Below are 18,933 nucleotides of genomic sequence, written 5' to 3'. Positions count from 1 at the left end.
GTGTCTTTCTTATAAGTTCAATGAAAAAAATTAGTATACTTGTTTCAGGCTTTGTGATGGTAATTTTCCTTCTTGCTTTACAGCAAGAACAAACCCTCACAATTTATATAATTGGCGATTCAACAGCTGCAAATAAGGACAAACGCACCTTTCCAGAAACTGGCTGGGGAATGGCTTTTGCTAAGCTGTTTGACCAGCAGGTGAAGGTCGACAATCGTGCATTAAATGGCCGCAGTTCTAAATCCTTTAAACAAGATATAGGCAAAGACGGGAGCATTGTTAATCATTGGGAACCTATTTTTGAAAACCTCCGTCGCGGAGATTATGTTTTCATCCAGTTTGGACATAATGACGAAAAAGTCGATAAGCCCAATGTAGGCACTTCTTTGGAAGAGTTTGAGCAGAATTTGATCTTTTATATCAAGCAAACGCGAGAAAAGGGAGGAATTCCGATTCTTTTGACACCTATCGCACGACGTAAATTTGAAAATGGCCTGCTCATTAAAACACATGGCGAATATCCGGCTATTATCCGTAAGGTGGCTGCAGATACGCAAACAGCCTATATTGATATGGAGGATAAGACGACAAAACTTGTACAGTCTTATGGCGACGAAGGAAGTAAAAAATTGTTTTTGCATGTAGAAAGCGGAGATCGGAACTATCCGCAGGGAAAGAAAGATGATACACATCTGAATACTTTCGGGGCAAGTGAAGTGGCAAAGCTTGTTGCCGAGGGCATTCGCGAGTTGCAGTTAACTATTCAGAATAATCTGGTGCTGAAGTAACTTTAAGACGGTATAAAATCAGAAAGAATTGTAAACTCAAATCAATTTGATTGACTGGGGAAGGGATTTTCATAGAAAGCCTTCATGATTTCGCCGATACCAACCGCAATGAAAGCGAACTGAAGGTTCTTTCTAGCCAATACAATCAGACACTTTCAGAAAAAAAGCGACATCGATTATTTCGATGTCGCTTTTTGATATCAGCCGTATACTAGAAAATATATTTCGTGCTTAAGAAATTTGATTCATTTTCACTCACGATTTCATTTAACAATTTCTTGTTTTCCTCTGTGAATTTTGTAGCCACTAGAGAACGTATAGAGAATGACCGTAAAGCATCGACTACTGACAAGGTTCCTTCAGCACTGTCCTTTCTACCTGTGAAAGGGAAAGTATCTGGGCCGCGTTGGCATTGACAATTGATGTTTACACGGCTCACTTGATTGACCAGTGGATCAATAAGTGATGAAACAACCGCTGCATTATTACTAAAAATACTTACTTGTTGTCCGTGCGAAGATCCGATTAAGTACTCGATAGGTTCTTCAAGGTCATCAAAAGGAACGACTGGGATAACTGGACCAAATTGTTCCTCTCTGTAAAGTTTCATCTGTGAATTGACAGGATAAACAATTGCAGGGTAGAAGAACGATTCTGCAACTTGACCACCATTCTCATTGACTACTTTTGCACCATATGCTTTTGCATCTTCAATGCATTCAGTCAAATAAGCAGGTTTATTGACTTCTGGAAGTGGCGTCAAAGACACCCCTTTTTCCCAAGGCATTCCATATTTCAATTTGGCGACTTCGGCAGAGAGGCGTTTCAGGAACTCTTGTGCCAAGCTGCGGTGTACATAGATAATTTTTAATGCTGTACAACGTTGACCATTGAAAGAAAGTGATCCCAATACAGTTTCAGAAACTGCGAGGTTCAAATCTGCGTCTTTTGTTATAATTGCTGCATTTTTTGCGTCCAAGCCAAGAATAGCGCGAAGACGATTCACTTTTGGATGCAATTTTTTAAGTTCATCAGCAACGCGGCTTGAACCAATTAACGTCAAGACATTGATCTTTCCCGATTGCATTAGGCTAGGAACAATCTTATTGCCACGACCATAGATTGTATTGACAACACCCTTAGGGAAGCTGGTTCTAAAAGCTTCTAATAAAGGATAATGTAATAAAGTACCATGTTTAGGTGGTTTGAATAACATGGTATTTCCCATGATCAACGCTGGAATCAATGTCGTGAATGTCTCATTCAATGGATAGTTGAATGGTCCCATACAAAGGACTACGCCTAATGGAGATCTTCTGATTTGGGCGACGATACCTTGTTCGATTTGAAAACGTGAAGAATCGCGGTCTATATCTTTCAATGCATCGATCGTTGCATAGATGTATTCTACAGTGCGATCAAACTCTTTTACGGAGTCTGCGTAGGATTTGCCAATTTCCCACATAATAAGCTTGACAACAATGTCCTTTTTGGCGATCATCTTTTGTGTGAAATTTTCGACACACGTAATACGATCGGCAACGCTCATTGTCGGCCATTCTCCACGGCCATTGTCGTATGCTTTTACAGCAGCTTCCAAGGCTTCCATGGACTCTTTTTCAGTACAAACAGGAAAGCTACCGATGCGCTTACGTTTCAAGCCATCCTTAGTCTTCACACAGATTGGTGAAAAAACCTCGTTTACTTGACCCGTCCAAGAAATCATTTCTCCATTGGAAAGGAACTCTCTTTGATCGACCTGTTCGTCTAGTGTAAATTCTGCGGGAATGTCTTTCTCCTCGTAGAAAATACTTTCTAAGTTTAAGCTCATTGTTTTTAAAAATGGTTTAGATTGATATTTATAAAGATATTGCTAATATACTGTAAATTTTGCAATATATGTTAATTTTTTATTAAAATAAGTTTAGGTACTAGTGTTTTCATTACAACCCATGCAATTAAATATGCTATGGCACAGAAAGAAAAGATAATGAAGTATCCCGCCTCTTCTCCTTTAAAGCCCATAAAGACCAGCTGAGTTTCTTTTGCATAATCAAATAACCACCCGGACGTTTTGTTGATGATAAAGGCTCCTACCCCCCCTGCAAGTCCTCCGATTCCTGTAACAGTCGCAATGGCACGTTTGGGAAAAGAATCACCAATAGTCGAAAAAATATTTGCAGACCAAGATTGGTGTGCAGCTCCGGCAAAACCGATCAAAATGACAGGTATCCAATAGGAAATATGACCTAGGGGTTGGGCGAGAAGTACAACCAAGGGTACAAAAGCAAATAACAACATTGCTTTCATACGGCCCTCATAAGCATTCATTCCTTTTTTGTCAACAAAATAGGTTGGTAGCCACCCGCCATAAATAGACAACATGGTAATGGCATATAAAACGAAGATAGCCAATTGCCCTTCGGTATCTGATGATTTGATATCGTATACAGCAGAGAGATAGGCCGGCATCCAAAATAAGAAGAACCACCAAACACCATCAGTCATGAATTTACCAAATACGAAAGCCCACGTTTGCTTGTATTTTAAACATTCCGATATGGTAGTTCGCGGTTGTTTGGTTACTCCGGTTTGTTCTGTTTCATGATCATCTTGATGAATGTAAGCCAATTCAGCGGCATTTACTTTCGGGTTTTCGTGTGGCTTTTTATAAAGAAAAATCCAAAAGCCCATCCAAACAAATCCTAGAGCACCGATAATGATAAAGGACATCTCCCAGCCCCAGTGTGCTGCGATGACGGGGATGGTCAATGGGGCGGCTAATGCTCCAATGGTTGCTCCTGAATTGAAAATACTGGTAGATAGGGCACGGTCTTTCTTTGGGAAATACTCTGCCGTAGCTTTAATCGCGGCAGGGAAGTTACCAGCCTCGCCGACAGCCAAAACGAAGCGAGCAAAAATAAATAGATTGACGCTAACACTCATTACTAAACCCACGTTGTTAACATGAGAAATTGCCTCTTTTGCCCCTTCGAAACCAACAAACCATTCACCGGCAACGATACCTGAAGTGGCTATACCACAGAATGCATGTAATATCGCGCCAATAGACCAGATTCCGATCGCCCATAAAAAGCCTTTTTTGGTATCCATCCAATCCACAAAGCGACCTGCAAAAAGCATACTGATGGCATAAAAGATCGAAAATAATGCGGTGATGTTGCCATAGTCTGTATTTGTCCAATGAAATTCAGGACTAATAAAGTCTTTCCAGGTTAAGGACAGCACCTGTCGATCCAGGTAATTGATTGTGGTAGCAAAAAATAGTAGCGAGCATATCACCCAACGGTAATTACCCTTTTTCTCCGTGTTAATCATAATGGGTTTAATAGTTTATTTTTTAGTATACGTGTCTGTTGCCTGTTGTCAATTAAGTGTTCTTCAGTATGATCTTTCTGAAGTCACGATATAAAGACCTTTACCGTGCTTTTGAGACAAATTCAAGTGCTTTTTTAGTGTTTTCAAATAAATTGCTTGTGTCTTTGGGATCAATTAACTTGCTGCCCATGCCTACTGCGCAAACCCCCGATTTGAACCATGCTTTTAAATTCTCCATTTCGATTTCTACGCCCCCCGTCGGCATAAATTTCTGCCCTTTAAAGAGCTCGCGTATCGACGACATAAAGGCAGGGCCTAGTATATTTGCAGGAAACAATTTGATAAGTGCGGCCTCTTGCTGTTGTGCGGTATAGATTTCTGTGGGGGTCATACAGCCCGGAATCCATAGCTTATGCTGTTCATGTACAAGGGAACCGACTAGCGGATTTACAATAGGAGAAACAATAAAATCTGCTCCAATCTGTAGAAATTGTTGGGCTTCGTCAACTGACTTGATGGTGCCAATACCTAAATAAAGGTCAGGCATGTCGAGGTTTCTTGCAGCAACTAAACTTTCAAAAACATCCAATGCTTCGGGGCCTCGATTTGTAAATTCAAAAACACGTATACCTGCCTGATATAGGGTTCGCAGAATCTCGATACTTTCGGCTTTATCGTGGTGGAAAAACAAAGGAAGTGTCCCTTGCGCTATAATTTTCTCTAATACAATCTCTTTCAAATTCATGCTATCATTCTATTTTTTATGTCTTCCACTGTACTTGTTGTCGCATCGCTCGCGATGAATAGTTTATCGAATGCGGCAAGTGTTGCAAACGCTAAGGTCTCCTGCGGAGAAAGGTTGGAGTATAAGCCATAAATCAGCCCTGCCATAAAGCAATCTCCACTACCTACCTTATCCAAAATTTCTTCGGCTGTATATTCCGTTGATTTAATCAGGCTGTCTTTGTCAAATAGTGTGGTATAATACTTGATCCCTTTGCTTTGATAGTCAAAACGAAAGGTGTTGGCCACATATTGACAAATCGGATTCACGGAAATGATCTCTTTACTTGTACGATCTGCCTGTGCCAGTAAATCTTCTTCCTGATACCCGGAAGAAGAAGTTAGGAACTTATCATCTAGCTGTGTGCCGAGCATTTGGTGTGCAGCCCAGATATTCCCCATGATTAAATTACAATACTTGGCAATTTCGGGCATAATCTCTTTTGGTGTCTTTCCATATTTCCACAGTTTAGCGCGGTAATTAAGGTCCAATGATACAAAGATTGCCTTCTCTTGTGCTTTTTTAACAGCTTCCAGGCATAGGTCAGCAATATCTTGACTAATTGCAGGACAGATGGCTGAAAAATGAAACCACTTAACATCGACAAAGACCTCTTCCCAGTCAATGCTACCTACTTTGAGGTTTGCAAAGGAGGAGTTCGCACGGTCATAAATGACACCTGCATTTTTTAGATCTTTTCCTTTTGGCAAATAGTAAATACCCAATCTCTCGCCAGTCCACTGCATCGCTGATGTGTCTATATTTCTGCGGTTCAGGTAGCTATCAATACCTTCACAGATGGCATTTTGAGGAATTGCAGATAAGTAGGATGATGGTACATTCCACAATGCCAAGGCTGTGGCTACATTCAGCTCGGCCCCGCCGACGTAAAAAGGCAACTGATGTTGTTCAATCCAATCTTGTTCGATGTCGGGGCAGATCCGCAACAACAATTCTCCAAAGCTTAAAACTTTACCCTGCATGTTCATTAAAATTCAAAATATTCTTTTGCGTTATTATAGCTGATATCTGTTATGATTTTCCCTACCCATTCGATATCATGTGGTATCTCTCCCTTTTCAATGTCCTGTCCGAAGATGTCGCACAACAATCTTCTGAAATATTCATGCCTTGGAAATGAAAGAAAGCTTCTAGAATCTGTCAACATACCAACGAGACGGCTCAATAAACCCATATTTGACAGTGTGTTGATTTGTTTTGTCATGCCGTCTTTTTGGTCTAGAAACCACCAAGCCGAGCCAAACTGAATTTTTCCCTTAATTGATCCATCGTTGAAATTCCCGATCATGGTTGCAATAAGTTCATTGTCGGCAGGATTGAGATTATACAAGATGGTCTTGGTTAGCTTATCTTGATTGTCTAATTTATTCAAAAATTTTGACAATGCACGTGCCTGACTAAAATCTCCGATCGAATCCCAACCAGTATCAGGTCCGATCAAACGATGCATACGGGCATTGTTGTTGCGCAATGCTCCTAAGTGATATTGTTGAACCCAGCCTTTTTCATGGTCCCATTCTGCAAAATAAATCAACATCGCAGATTTGAATTTCAGATTTTCGGTCGGAGAGATTTCCTTTTTTGTACGAATCTTCTCAAAGATCGTCACGATTTCCTGTTCGGTATAATCTTCGGCATAGATTTGCTCCAGGCCGTGATCCGATACTTTACATCCGTTGGCAGCGAAGAAATCATGTCTTGTTTTTAACGCATTTAAGTAATCTCCAAGACTATTGATCTGCATGTCGCTGACTGCTTCCAGTTTATCGATATATTGATTTAATGCAATAATATCATCTGAGTTCATCGCTTTATCCGGACGAAAGGCGGGAAGCATCTTGAACGATTCTTTTTCCTTTGCAAATTGTTGATGAAACTCGAGGTTATCAATAGGATCGTCTGTGGTACAAACCACTTCAACGTTCATCACTTTCAGTAACCCGCGTACCGAATGGCTATCTTGTTGTAATAAGGCACCTGTGTCGGCGTATATCTTGGCAGCTGTCTTGGGGGACAACAAATCTGTGATACCAAAATACCGCTGCAATTCGAGGTGTGTCCAGTGATGTAATGGGTTGCGTAGTGTATAAGGAACAGTTTCTGCCCACTTGATAAATTTTTCCTCATCGGAAGCATCACCTGTAATGTAACGCTCATTGACACCATTGGTCCGCATGGCCCGCCATTTGTAATGATCGCCATGTAACCACACTTGACTAATATTGTCGAATTTTACATTATTAGCGATTTGTTCAGGAATCAAGTGATTATGATAATCAATGATCGGCAAATGCTTTGAATAGCTGTGATACAGCTGTTCTGCTGTTTTTGTGTTTAATAAAAAGTTGTCGTCTAAAAAAGCTTTCATACAATATTCTATTTTTATAAACTCACACCTCTTTTCCAAGGTATGAAATCGTCTTGGTTTAATTGAACAGCCTTAGGTGCTATTTCACCACTAGCTGCTTTGATACAATATTCTAAAATGTCTTCGCCCATGGTTTGAATCGATTTCTCACCGTCTATAATAGGGCCGGTATTGATATCGATAATGTCGGCCATTCTGGTTGCTAGGACATTATTCGTTGCTACTTTGATAACTGGGCAAATAGGGTTGCCTGTAGGCGTACCTAAACCCGTTGTGAATAAGATAAGTGTTGCGCCTGCAGCAGCTTTCCCTGTGGTCGCTTCCACATCATTTCCGGGGGTACAGACCAAATTAAGACCGGGTTTTGTTGCTTCCTCGGTGTAGTCCAAAACATCAACAACAGGGGAGGTTCCTCCCTTTTTCGCGGCACCATTGCTTTTTATCGCATCAGTGATAAGTCCATCACGAATATTGCCTGGAGATGGATTCATATAAAAACCCGAACCAACAGCCTCGGCAGCATTGCTATAGGCGGTCATCAGGTCAATGAATTTATTGGCAGCCTTCGGATCGATGGTGCGGTCTATTAAGTTTTGCTCGGCACCACATAATTCTGGAAATTCAGCCAACAGTACTTTTCCACCAAGGGCAACCAGAAGATCGGCCGTATAACCAACAGCCGGATTGGCCGAAATACCACTGAATCCATCACTACCACCGCATTTTACCCCCAAGGTTAATTTGCTCAATGGTACCGGCTGTCTTCCAAGTTTATTAATTTCTGTCAGCCCCACAAAAGTCTGTAGTATCGCCTCTTTCAGCAGTTGCTCCTCACTTTTTGATTGTTGCTGTTCAAATAAGTACAATGGTTTGTCAAATCCTGGATTACGCAGCTTAATGTCGTTGACGAGATCGTTCAGCTGCAAATTTTGGCAGCCCAGACTCAATACCGTAATACCGGCGACATTCGGATGGTCGGCATAAGCGGCAAGTAACTTACTCAAGATGGCAGCATCTTGTCGGATTCCACCACAGCCCCCCTGATGGTTTAAAAATTTGATCCCATCTACGTTTCTGAATACACGATCCGATTGCTCCGTAATTGTGTTTAGCTGCCCGAGAGAAGTCATATCCAGTGTTTCTCCCTTTTCATAGGCTTTTAACAGCTGATGGGTGAAATTCTTGTATTTTCCAGAGACTGAATAACCAAGCTCATTGTATAATGCCTCTTTGATAACATCAAGATTTCGGTTTTCGCAGAAAACGGTTGGGATAAATAACCAGTAATTTGCGGTGCCTACACGACCGTCCGGACGGAGGTAACCATTGAAAGTTCTTCCTTCAAACTTTGAAACGTCAGGCTTTTCCCAGTGATAATGTGAAGGCCGAAAATGGTAAGGTTCAGCTGCATGTTTGGTGTTGTCGGTATTCATGATGCTTCCCTGTGGGATATCAAATTGTGCTTTTCCCACGAGAACCCCATACATATAGATTTCGTCACCAAAGTGCATATCCTGCATAAAAAATTTATGCTTGGCCGGAATATCTTCCTGTAGAATATATTGTATACCCTCAAAAGAAATTGCATCACCTTTTTTGAGATCTTGTAAGGCGACTAAAACATTGTCTTTGGGATGTATCTTTAATACGTTGTTTTTCATCTGTAGCGCTATTTATACTTTTTTATTGTCAAGAACTGATGAAATTTCGAGTGCCTTTAATGCCCCTTTTTCAATGATCTGTTGCAATTTTTGGTTGACTGTTTCTTCAAAATGAGGGAACTCCGTTAAATTGGTCCCCCATAAATCCGTAGCTGAAAGCACGGTATGGACGAGTGTATCTGGATTGCACCAAGCGGTATGTAATATTGGTGCAGACTCATCCTGAAGCACAACTGTTCGTCCATTAATCAATTGCTCATACTGAGCACCGTTCAGCGTGGATTTTAGTAGATAGAGATAAGCCGCAAATCCAAGTGCGAAGAGTTGTGGAGCTTCGTGCTGTGTTGTATACCATTTTTTTAGCAAGGGAATATTGCGCATTGCCATTTTTGAGCTATAATTTAAAGCAATGGATTCCCATTTATGTTCCAGATGCGGATTGGCAAAGCGATCGATGACTTTGGATGAAAAATCGTTGATGTCCGCGACTGAAATAGTGTCGCTTAAAATGGCGGGACCAATTTCATCCTGCATTAAAAGACGTATAAATTGATTGAATGCAGCATTTTGCATGGCCTCCTTTACAGTTTCGAAGCCCGCAAGAAGGGCAAGGGCACAACTTAAAGTATGCGTTCCATTGAGCAGCCTTAGTTTGATTTCCTTATACTTTTCAATTGATGGAACCAACATGACATTCGGGTCTGCCAATGCAAAGGACAGGCGTTGTTGTATACGTTCAGAAGTCGCTTCTATCGCCCATAAGCGAAAGGGTTCGGCCATAATCATCAATTGATCTTCGTAGCCCAGTAAAGCGCAGGTTTTCGTGTATTCCGCTAGCGGCAATGCTCCGGGAACGATACGATCGACTAGCGTGTTACAAAAATCATTGGCGGTATCAAGCCAGTCCATAAACTCTTCTGGAAGCTCATTCAGCTTAGCCAAGGCTGTGATGATTGATTTCAGTTTCGTTCCATTGTCGGTAATCAATTCGCTAGGGACGACGGTTAAGCCCTTGTTTTTATCCGCATTGAAGTAAACAAATCTCCGATAGAGAATAGCCAAAAGTTTACCCGGGAAAGAAGCCGGTGGTGCGTCACTGATGCGGTCTTCACTCATAACAATGCCGACTTCGGTGGTGTTGGAGAAGACAATTTCAAGATCCGGATTTTCGGCGCTTTTTAATATTTCTGACCAATGTTGGTTGGCCGCCAATACACGGGAAATCGAATTATTGATTTCATATTGTGAAATCTCTTCACCGTCTTCTATACCTTTAATGGATAATGTGTATAGGTTGTCCTGTTGTTCGAAGGCATCAGCACCGCCCGAGCTTGTTGACTTTACAACCAGTATTCTGCCGCAAAACAGGTTTTGTTGATTTGCTTTATGGACAAAATAATCCGGGAGGCCTCTGAGTAATACACCGGTGCCAAATTGAAGAATCTTTTCTGGATATGCGAAGGACGCTGCCGTCGGTTTATTCACCAGGTCAGTGCTCATCGTTTGTATAGTATGTTGTGTCAGTAACATCTGCTCGTTTTATTATTGAATTTTGTATTGTTTTTTCCACTTTGGATACTCCTTTTGGATCAGCTTTTCCGGCCAGTTGCCGAACCAGGCATAGCCATTTCTACGCTCCTCTGAAACCTCCTCAAAGTTGTATTTGATTGTGTCGTCCCGATCTCCAAACAAAGGACGGTTGTCTTCGAGATTATAAAATCGCGCCCAAATCGTGGAAGTCCCATCGGCGACAAGCTGCCGTTGATATTTTCCAGTCAGCTTATCTTGTACACGGTCGAAGCGGTAACCTTCGATATCATGTTGCTCAAACCAGTGTACTGCATCTTCGATGGCTTGCTTAATTTCAGCCGTTGCAGGCTGCAGCATGAGAAAGCGGACGATGGCAACAGATTCACTTGTGCTTAATGCGGCAGGTTCAAACTTTCTTGCCTGAGCGGGCTTTAACGTGTTCTGATCGTATTGCGCAGCCCAGATACTCCTTTTTCCGTCTTGCATGACCTGTGTTTTCAGGATACAGGCTATGCCCTTTTCTACTGCTTTTTGTGCTTTTGACACAAATATGGGATTGATAGCCTCAAATCCGTCTTGCTTATTGGCGACTTTGTAAAGCACCAGTAATGCATTGATCATTGCATTATCGTTGTAGGTTATCTCAGCTCTATAGAGTGATTTATTTGGGTAGTACTGTGGAAATCCGCCATTCTCATATTGAGCCGATAAAATATAGGCAATACCTTTTTCTGCGGCAGTCAAATAAGCCTTATTCTGAGTAAGCTTAAAAGCCTTGACCAATCCAGTTATTTCCCGGGTTGTTGCACTGTTGTCGAGTGTGGCATGATCAATAGCTGTTTTCTTGACCTTTTGCAACAGCTCTTTTGTTAATGGAAGTCTGTAATCGACCACACTTTTGTCGAACAACTGCTTGGGCCATGCTCCATTTGATAGCTGGTACTGAAGCATCTTTTCGGCTAATGAATCTTTGGTGGGCACGGTCTGTCCAATACAGTAATGATGAAACACTGATACCGCGATGAAACTCAGCATAATTGTCTTTCTCATGGTCTCTAGTTGTTGATCTGTTTGAATAACCATTGCACTAAATCATTCGCTGCAGTAAAGTTTTCATATTCCTTAGGGAGCTTTCTTCCATCGGTATATTCATTATATAACCAAGGATCTCCAATGGCAAATACAGTACCTTTTCCATATTTTGCCGTAGCAATGATGGTATCCCCATGATCTTGAATCAATGCTTGGGCGGGAGCGTTTACCTGTAATGTTGAGATTTCCTTGATATATATTTGGGCCGTATTCGGAAATACGGCATTACCTTTTGGAATAGCAATTGCGCCCGTCTGAAAGTCATTTCCTTTCACCCGGTTGCGACTATCCTCATGGAATGTGATGCCAAATTTTCGTGCGAGGGTATTGAATTTGCTGATTTCGCAGTTACCGCTATCATTTAATAAAAGAACGAGTACTCCGCCCTGTTTAACCCATTGCGTAATTTGTTGGGCGTCGGTTTCATTCATAAAATGCGGATGCTCAGTTTCTTTCTCCGTGTCGGGGTCTACGATGATGTAGACGTTGGATTTTGAGAGATTCTGTACTGTAGGTGCTGTCCGTAATGTGTTTAATTGACCGCCATTTTTTTCAAATACCCTACCCAATAGGGAAAATCCGTTGTTGTCGTCACCATCCCAAAGATAGTGGTAGGGTTTAATTTCCCCCGATGCAGTCTTTTTATATTCGTTATTGAAATAATTGTCCAATGTAACCGTGCGTCTTTTTTTTCCTTTTTGTTCCTTTCCAAATTCAACTTCGGACGCCGCTAGGATAAAAGCACCGACTCCCTTGGGATCATTGGTAATAACGGGTTCACTCATGTAATATTCGAAACTACCATCGCGATATTGTTTTCCGCCTAGACCGGAAACTTGGACAGTCTTTGTGAGATTGACACGGTTTTCTCCAGCAGGGGTGATGAATTCTTTTACAAGCCCTTGGTAGCCCCGATCCAGATTTTGCTGAAATGAAGCCGGGATATAACCTTTGCGTAATGATTTTGCCAATGCAAATACAAACATACTGGAGGCCGAAGATTCCAGGTAATTTCCTTTTCTTGTACCCAGGTCCACAATGTCATACCAAACGCCGGTTTTGCCATCTTGGTACTTGACGACTGCCGATAACGTTCTGTTTAAGATTGCAATGAGTTCTTGTCTACGAGGATGCTCCGCTGGGAAATAGTCCAATACATCAACAAGCGCCATGACATACCAACCCATACCCCTAGCCCAAAAGTGTGGCGATAGGCCTGTTTTGGGGTCCGACCAGCGTTCCTTTTTTGATTCATCCCAGCCATGATACAGCAGGCCTGTTTTCGCGTCACGGGCATTTTTTTCCATGTAGCTAAACTGGTTGGCGATATCGTCAAAGGCGGCAGGAATATTCATCAGGCTAGCATATTCCGCATAGAAAGGCTGGCCCATATATAAGCCATCTAGCCACATTTGGTAAGGATAAATTTTCTTATGCCAAAATCCACCTTCATGTGTGCGCGGATGCTTTTGAAGCTGTGCATATAATTGGTGGCAGGCCTTCAGATATTTTTCTTTACCGGTTACTTTGTAAAGTGTTAATAGGGTGGTACCATTTTTAATATTGTCAATATTAAAATCCTGCGCATGATAGTTCTTAATTGAATCCGGAATGCTGAGGTAGGCATCCATGCGCGATTGCATATAGTTAAAATAATCGGCATCTGCAGTATTGCGCCATACATCTGTCAGGCCTTCAAAAATAACCCCCATATCGTATGACCATTTTGGAAATTTGTCGGTCCTGTTGAATAATGAATCCGGATAGAGCTGTTCAAGTACAGTGTTGGCCATTTGTTCGGAAAAAGGCTTTTGTTGGCCAAACCCTGAAAATGGAACAAGTGCTGTAAGGTTTAAAAGAATTAAAAATAACTTTCTCATCAGGGGCCTAATTTTTGATTGTTAAGGATTTGTCCGTACTTCCGGCTGTAAACTGACTGACAGTCTTGGCAGTTCTTGTGTTGGATTTCGAAAGATGGATATTACTGCTTTTCTCACCCGCGACCTCGATATATAGTTCAGGAGCTTCTAATGCTTGGATATGATCTAGATTTATCGCAGTGCTATTACTTATGGCGATCAACGGATTATTTTCTGTCGTTTTTAAAGTGATATTTTTCAGATTGACCTGAGAAGCTTCAATGATTTCTATGCCTTTATTGGCCTCCAAGGTTGCATTTTCTATCCAGATCTGCTGAATATGCATTTCGGGGAGACCGCGTAAGAAAATTCCTTTTGATGCTCCTTTCGCTGCGATATTTTTGATATAAAAGTTTTTGAATTGCGGTGTTTCTTCTGTAACCGGAAGCGTGACTGTTTTTACAGCAGACCTCTTTTCTCCTGCCAATGGAACCGGATCTACAGCCGCATAATACATGTCAAATAGAATCGCTTCGCCTGGGATATCAACCATATTGATATTGTTGATGAAGATGTTTTCTACAACTCCTCCACGACCTCTTGTCGTTTTGAAGCGAAGTCCGATATCAGTCCCAATAAACGAGCAATCTTCCACCCAAATATTACGGGCACCACCACTCATCTCGCTTCCGATTACAAATCCGCCATGTGCATGATACACAACGTTATTGCGAATAATGACATTTTCGGTTGGCCTGCCACGGTCACGCCCAGCTTTATCACGTCCAGACTTAATGCATATGCCGTCATCGCCAACATCAAATGTACAGTCTTCTATGAGGACATTTTTGCAAGACTCCACATCTACACCATCGCCATTTTGGCCATACCAGGGGTTACGAACCGAGAGCTTGCGTAAGGTTAGGTCTTCACATAGTAAAGGGTGTATATTCCATGCCGGTGAGTTTTGTATCGTTACTCCTTCTAACAATACTTTTTTACAGTCTGTGAATACCAAAAGATTGGGTCTTAAAAAATCCTTGACATCTTTGAAATCATCGATTGTTGTGCCGGGACGAATAACCCCAGCTTTCTTTTCTTGCGAACCTTTCAGCGAACTTGCGGAGGGGTACCAGATCTCATTGGTGGTGTCGACAGTGCCACCCGATGCAACGAGATTTTTCCATTGCGATGCGGTTAGTTTGTTCTTTTTAACCATCCTCCAGGCATCTCCATTGCCATCAATAATGCCATCGCCCGTAATTGCGATATTATATAGGTTCTTGCCCGATATCGGATTTTGATTGCGCCAGGCCGGCTCACCTTCCCAATTAGATTCAACAAGCTTATATTGATCGAAGTCCTTGGTGAAAAGCAGTACGGCATCTCGTTTGAGGTGCAGGTTTACATTGCTCTGCATTTCAATAGGTCCTGTCAACCAAATTCCAGCGGGAATTAGTACAACACCGCCACCAGTTTCGCTACATCTACGGATAGTTTGATTGATTGAAGCCGTATTAAGAAATTGACCGTCACCTTTCGCGCCGTAATTGCCGATATTTAACGTGTCTTTCTTAAATTCGACCTGTTGTACGATAGGACGGGCAGGCTCTTGGGCTATACACAGCTGTGGTAGCACGAGAAGCAATGCAAGAGCGGATTTCAATGTACGTGAATAGTGCTTTTTAAACGAATTCATTTTTTACATTTTGGTTTAAAAATGGTTATTTGTAAAAGCAATTGTACATTCTTTGTCCCTAACTTGGATGAAAAACTTATGCAATCGTTACCGGTCATGACTTATCGATCAAATGTAAGCGTTGGTACCCAATCCTTGAATACACGTTGAAAATTAAGGCTATCGGCCTCTCGATCTGTTAATAGGCGACTCCATTTGACACGATTTTGTGACACTGAGCCTGCGCCTTTGTTTTTATATTCTGCGAAATAAGCTGTTTTCTCATTTGACTCTTTGCCCCAGTTGTGCCAACCTTTATCGTCAATAAATTGGGGAAGATTACAATGCATGAAAATTACTTTGGCATAAGGTCGCCAAGGGCGTCCAAGGTAGAACGTCTTTGTGTCTTTATTTCCCGTGATGTTGCAGTTGTTAAAGATATAGCCAAAATCTACCTGTTCGGGCGTAGATGCTGCGGTAATATAGCCCTTGTTTTTGCAGTGCAGTTCACAATTTTCAAACCAGGCCGTGGACCCGCCAAAGATAAAATCTACAGTACCTTCGATATAGCATTGGTAATAAAGCTGTCTTGTTCCCTTCCCGAAAGTGTATAAGGTGTCTTGAAATCCTAAGAAGCGACAATTGAGAAACAAATTACGGTCTCCGGAGATCCATGCCGCCACTGCCTGGCCCACCGGGCCGGATCCATTTTCGAAAGAAAGGTTTATGGCCGTAAAATCGTCCCCATAGCAATAAAAACTTGCTGAGCCAGAAGTACCCATTTCCTCACCAAAACGATTTTTCTTTTGCGCATAATCGTCATAACTGATAATCGTTTTAAATTTATCTTCACCGACTAATGTAACAAACTGCTTGCTCCCCGGGAGGATGATTTTTTCGCGATATGTCCCGTTTTTGATATATATTTTCGTTTCCTTTTTTCGAAAATCTGGGACAGCATGAATGGCATCTTGAATTGTCGTGAAATTTCCCGTACCATCTTTGGCCACGACAAAATCATAGCTCTTTACTTCCGTAGCAAAAAGAAAAAAAGGAATTAAAAAAAGGGAAAGTATGATCGTTCGCATTCCAAATTGTTTAATTGGTCAATGAAATTACCAATATTAAAGCCTTCCTTAAAGGAAATCCACCAAAATAAATGCGCAAACGTTATCGGTCACGTTTGCGTGAACCGATTGAAAAGACAATTCTAGCATGCTACCATGGCATGAAGCGCGCACTTGTATCTTGAAATATTGCGTGTTTTGGATATCTTTGATTGAGCTTGTATAGCCACAAAAGGATGTTCAGAACGATTAAGGGGCTAAATTGTCTATATGGAGTTCAATTGTATTGCATATAAAAAGCAATTTCTCTAAGTTTGTTCAACAAATTTCTCAACATGGACATCCAATCACTCTATCAGATTTATAAACAGTATCCGAATATTACAACTGATACACGTAAAATAGAAAGGGATAGTATTTTTTTCGCCTTAAAAGGTGCTAATTTCAATGGAAATGCTTTCGCCGAGAAAGCGCTTGAAATGGGCGCTAAATATGTTGTTATTGATGAAGAGACCTACCGAAAAGGAGATGCGTATATTCTTGTTGATGATGTTTTAAAAGCACTACAGCAACTCGCAAATTACCACAGACATCAGTTGCACATACCAATTATTGGTGTGACAGGTACAAATGGAAAAACGACTACGAAGGAATTGCTGTATGCCGTTGTTTCACAGAAATATAAAGCATACGCGACGAAAGGAAATTTGAATAATCATATTGGTGTTCCCTTAACATTATTGGCAATAGATGATTCCATTGAGCTGGCAATCATCGAAATGGGGGCAAACCATCTGGAAGAAATTGCTTTTTTGTGTGGGATTGCCGAACCGACACATGGTTTGATTTCTAACGTTGGTAAAGCACATCTAGAAGGTTTTGGATCTTTTGAAGGAGTGAAGAAAACCAAAGGTGAGCTATACGATTGGCTGCAGGACCATCAAGGTGTATTATTTTTGCAGGCCGATAACCCACACCTCAAAGAGATGGCTTCCGCTCGCCAGATCGCTAACATTGTTACTTATGGTTTTTCGGAAGATAATGACGTGATTGGAAAGCTTCTTAAAGCAAATCCCCTTTTGCAGATCGAGTGGCAAAAGAAGGAGGCGACCGAATCTTATGTAGTTGATACGCAGTTAACAGGCTCTTATAATACCGAAAACTTTCTTGCGGCAATTGCAGTGGGTCTGCATTTTGGCATTTCTTCTGCAGCGATCAATCGGGGCATTGAAGGCTATACACCCACAAATAATCGCTCGCAGATTATGAAAACGGCCCACAATACGCTGATCTGCGATTATTATAATGCCAATGCAACAAGCATGGCTGCTGCACTGGATAATATCCGGATTATTGAAGCGGATAAGAAGGCTATTGTATTGGGTGATATGTTTGAATTGGGAGCCGAATCCTTTGAAGAGCATAAAAAAATTGTTGAAAACGTAAGAGCTATTCCTGCAGATCGCAAGATTTTTGTCGGCAAAGAATTTTTCGCACATCGGTATGAAGGTGGAGAGTTTTATGAAACTACTGCCGAAGCAAAACAAGCAATCAGCAAAAAGCCGATAACTGATGCCACAGTTTTATTGAAAGCTTCACGCGGCATGGCTTTTGAAAATCTGGTCGATTTACTCTAGCCTTTTTAGCTTTGTGTTATGCACAACGAGGGGATAAGTTCGGGGTGCGACCATATTGCGACCATGGTGCTCCCGCATTGAATGTACTTAAATAGGTGGACTCAACGTGGACTCACGGTGGACTTACCGTGGTCGCAGGGCGAAGATAGTAGGTGTTTACTGTGGCTTTGGTGCCGCTGAATACCAAATTACCCATCAGGCAGATTTGAGTGAAAAGGAAGTGCAAAACAAACAGTTTTGTCATGTAAGGATTAAATAATGAGTAAAATGAGGAAATTCGTTCTATAGAGAAATGATGCTCATTTGGAAAACGTACCTTTGTTCCATATAATGGATAAAAGACGTTTTTTTTTAGAAATAGCCTATTTTGGACAGGCTTATCATGGTTGGCAAATTCAGAATAATGCAATTTCCGTGCAGGAAGTGCTGAATAAAGCGCTTGAAACCCTGTTGCGGGAGCCGATTGAAACAACTGGAGCTGGCCGTACAGATACGGGTGTTCATGCCAAGCAATTGTATGCACATTTCGATGCAGCCCCCGTGGGTATTCTACAAAAAGCTGATCGTTTCATTCATTCGCTCAATGCCTTATTGCCCTTTGATGTGGCCGTAAAGCGCTTGATCGAAGTGGAGCCCGAAGCACATGCTCGCTTCGATGCAACGCAAAGATCATATGAATACCATCTTCATTTTCATAAAGATCCTTTTATCTATCCCTATTCATGTTTTATGCGCGATCGTCCGGATGTTGAAAAGATGAATGAAGCTGCACAATTTTTATTGGGTAAACAAGATTTCGAATGCTTTAGTAAGTCTCATACGCAGGTGTTTACAAATATTTGCGATATTCGTAGAGCTGAGTGGGTATGGCATACTGAGCAGCATCTGGTTTTTCACATAACTGCAGATCGTTTTTTGCGCAATATGGTGCGTGCCATTGTAGGGACATCGTTGGAAATAGGGATAAAAGGCAAGCCGGTTTCATTTATGCAAGATGTTATTCAAAGTAAAAGCCGCGGAAAAGCGGGTGTTTCTGTTCCCGCACATGGTTTATATTTAACAGAAGTAGCATATCCTTATATATAGAATTTAATAGATATAGAATTTAA

Annotated in this window: 14 protein-coding genes; 3 read left to right on the top strand and 11 right to left on the bottom strand. The window is 41.5% G+C overall.

What is annotated here, in order from left to right:
* The first annotated feature begins 20 nt into the window (after window positions 1-20).
* Window positions 21-788, top strand: coding sequence for a rhamnogalacturonan acetylesterase (locus K2F45_RS26405; RefSeq protein ID WP_075990279.1), 768 nt, complete (start codon window positions 21-23; stop codon window positions 786-788).
* Window positions 789-999: 211 nt separating this feature from the next.
* Here the strand turns inward: K2F45_RS26405 and K2F45_RS26400 are convergent, their stop codons facing one another.
* The 11 genes from K2F45_RS26400 to K2F45_RS26350 all read right to left on the bottom strand — a co-directional run bounded on the left by K2F45_RS26400 (window position 1,000) and on the right by K2F45_RS26350 (window position 16,208).
* Window positions 1,000-2,619: an NADP-dependent glyceraldehyde-3-phosphate dehydrogenase gene (locus K2F45_RS26400; protein ID WP_075990278.1), complete on the bottom strand. Its 1,620-nt coding sequence runs from the start codon at window positions 2,617-2,619 to the stop codon at window positions 1,000-1,002.
* 71 nt (window positions 2,620-2,690) lie between these two features.
* Window positions 2,691-4,127 carry an MFS transporter gene (locus tag K2F45_RS26395; RefSeq protein ID WP_420833015.1) on the bottom strand — a complete coding sequence of 479 codons (1,437 nt, stop codon included), beginning with the start codon at window positions 4,125-4,127 and terminating at the stop codon, window positions 2,691-2,693.
* 100 nt (window positions 4,128-4,227) lie between these two features.
* Entirely contained in the window at window positions 4,228-4,872 is a 645-nt protein-coding gene (locus tag K2F45_RS26390; protein WP_075990277.1) for a bifunctional 4-hydroxy-2-oxoglutarate aldolase/2-dehydro-3-deoxy-phosphogluconate aldolase, read from the bottom strand.
* Window positions 4,869-5,894, bottom strand: coding sequence for a sugar kinase (locus K2F45_RS26385; RefSeq protein ID WP_237241886.1), 1,026 nt, complete (start codon window positions 5,892-5,894; stop codon window positions 4,869-4,871). The genes K2F45_RS26390 and K2F45_RS26385 overlap by 4 nt, the downstream gene beginning before the upstream one ends.
* A gap of 5 nt (window positions 5,895-5,899) precedes the next feature.
* Complete coding sequence (gene uxaC / locus K2F45_RS26380) at window positions 5,900-7,300, bottom strand: glucuronate isomerase (RefSeq protein ID WP_075990275.1); 1,401 nt, start codon at window positions 7,298-7,300, stop codon at window positions 5,900-5,902.
* Window positions 7,301-7,314: 14 nt separating this feature from the next.
* Window positions 7,315-8,961: a UxaA family hydrolase gene (locus tag K2F45_RS26375; protein WP_075990274.1), complete on the bottom strand. Its 1,647-nt coding sequence runs from the start codon at window positions 8,959-8,961 to the stop codon at window positions 7,315-7,317.
* A 12-nt stretch (window positions 8,962-8,973) separates the two neighbouring features.
* On the bottom strand, window positions 8,974-10,491 hold the full coding sequence (locus K2F45_RS26370; protein WP_075990273.1) for a tagaturonate reductase: 1,518 nt from the start codon (window positions 10,489-10,491) through the stop codon (window positions 8,974-8,976).
* A gap of 12 nt (window positions 10,492-10,503) precedes the next feature.
* Complete coding sequence (gene pelA, locus K2F45_RS26365; RefSeq protein WP_075994551.1) at window positions 10,504-11,541, bottom strand: pectate lyase; 1,038 nt, start codon at window positions 11,539-11,541, stop codon at window positions 10,504-10,506.
* A 5-nt stretch (window positions 11,542-11,546) separates the two neighbouring features.
* Window positions 11,547-13,463 carry a glycoside hydrolase family 88 protein gene (locus K2F45_RS26360; protein ID WP_145328780.1) on the bottom strand — a complete coding sequence of 639 codons (1,917 nt, stop codon included), beginning with the start codon at window positions 13,461-13,463 and terminating at the stop codon, window positions 11,547-11,549.
* Between the two features lie 7 nt (window positions 13,464-13,470).
* On the bottom strand, window positions 13,471-15,141 hold the full coding sequence (locus K2F45_RS26355) for a glycoside hydrolase family 28 protein (protein ID WP_075990271.1): 1,671 nt from the start codon (window positions 15,139-15,141) through the stop codon (window positions 13,471-13,473).
* Between the two features lie 101 nt (window positions 15,142-15,242).
* Complete coding sequence (locus K2F45_RS26350; RefSeq protein WP_075990270.1) at window positions 15,243-16,208, bottom strand: pectinesterase family protein; 966 nt, start codon at window positions 16,206-16,208, stop codon at window positions 15,243-15,245.
* 314 nt (window positions 16,209-16,522) lie between these two features.
* On the opposite strand from K2F45_RS26350, the gene K2F45_RS26345 reads away from it, so the two are divergent.
* Both K2F45_RS26345 and truA read left to right on the top strand, forming a co-directional pair.
* Complete coding sequence (locus tag K2F45_RS26345) at window positions 16,523-17,824, top strand: UDP-N-acetylmuramoyl-tripeptide--D-alanyl-D-alanine ligase (protein ID WP_075990269.1); 1,302 nt, start codon at window positions 16,523-16,525, stop codon at window positions 17,822-17,824.
* Between the two features lie 330 nt (window positions 17,825-18,154).
* Window positions 18,155-18,910: a tRNA pseudouridine(38-40) synthase TruA gene (gene truA / locus K2F45_RS26340; RefSeq protein ID WP_088163283.1), complete on the top strand. Its 756-nt coding sequence runs from the start codon at window positions 18,155-18,157 to the stop codon at window positions 18,908-18,910.
* The last annotated feature ends 23 nt before the right edge of the window (window positions 18,911-18,933 follow it).

The organism is Sphingobacterium siyangense (genome assembly GCF_023277505.1).
Classification (GTDB): domain Bacteria; phylum Bacteroidota; class Bacteroidia; order Sphingobacteriales; family Sphingobacteriaceae; genus Sphingobacterium; species Sphingobacterium siyangense.
Note: the sequence above shows the minus strand (reverse complement) of the source record. Positions and strands in the feature narration are given on the sequence as shown.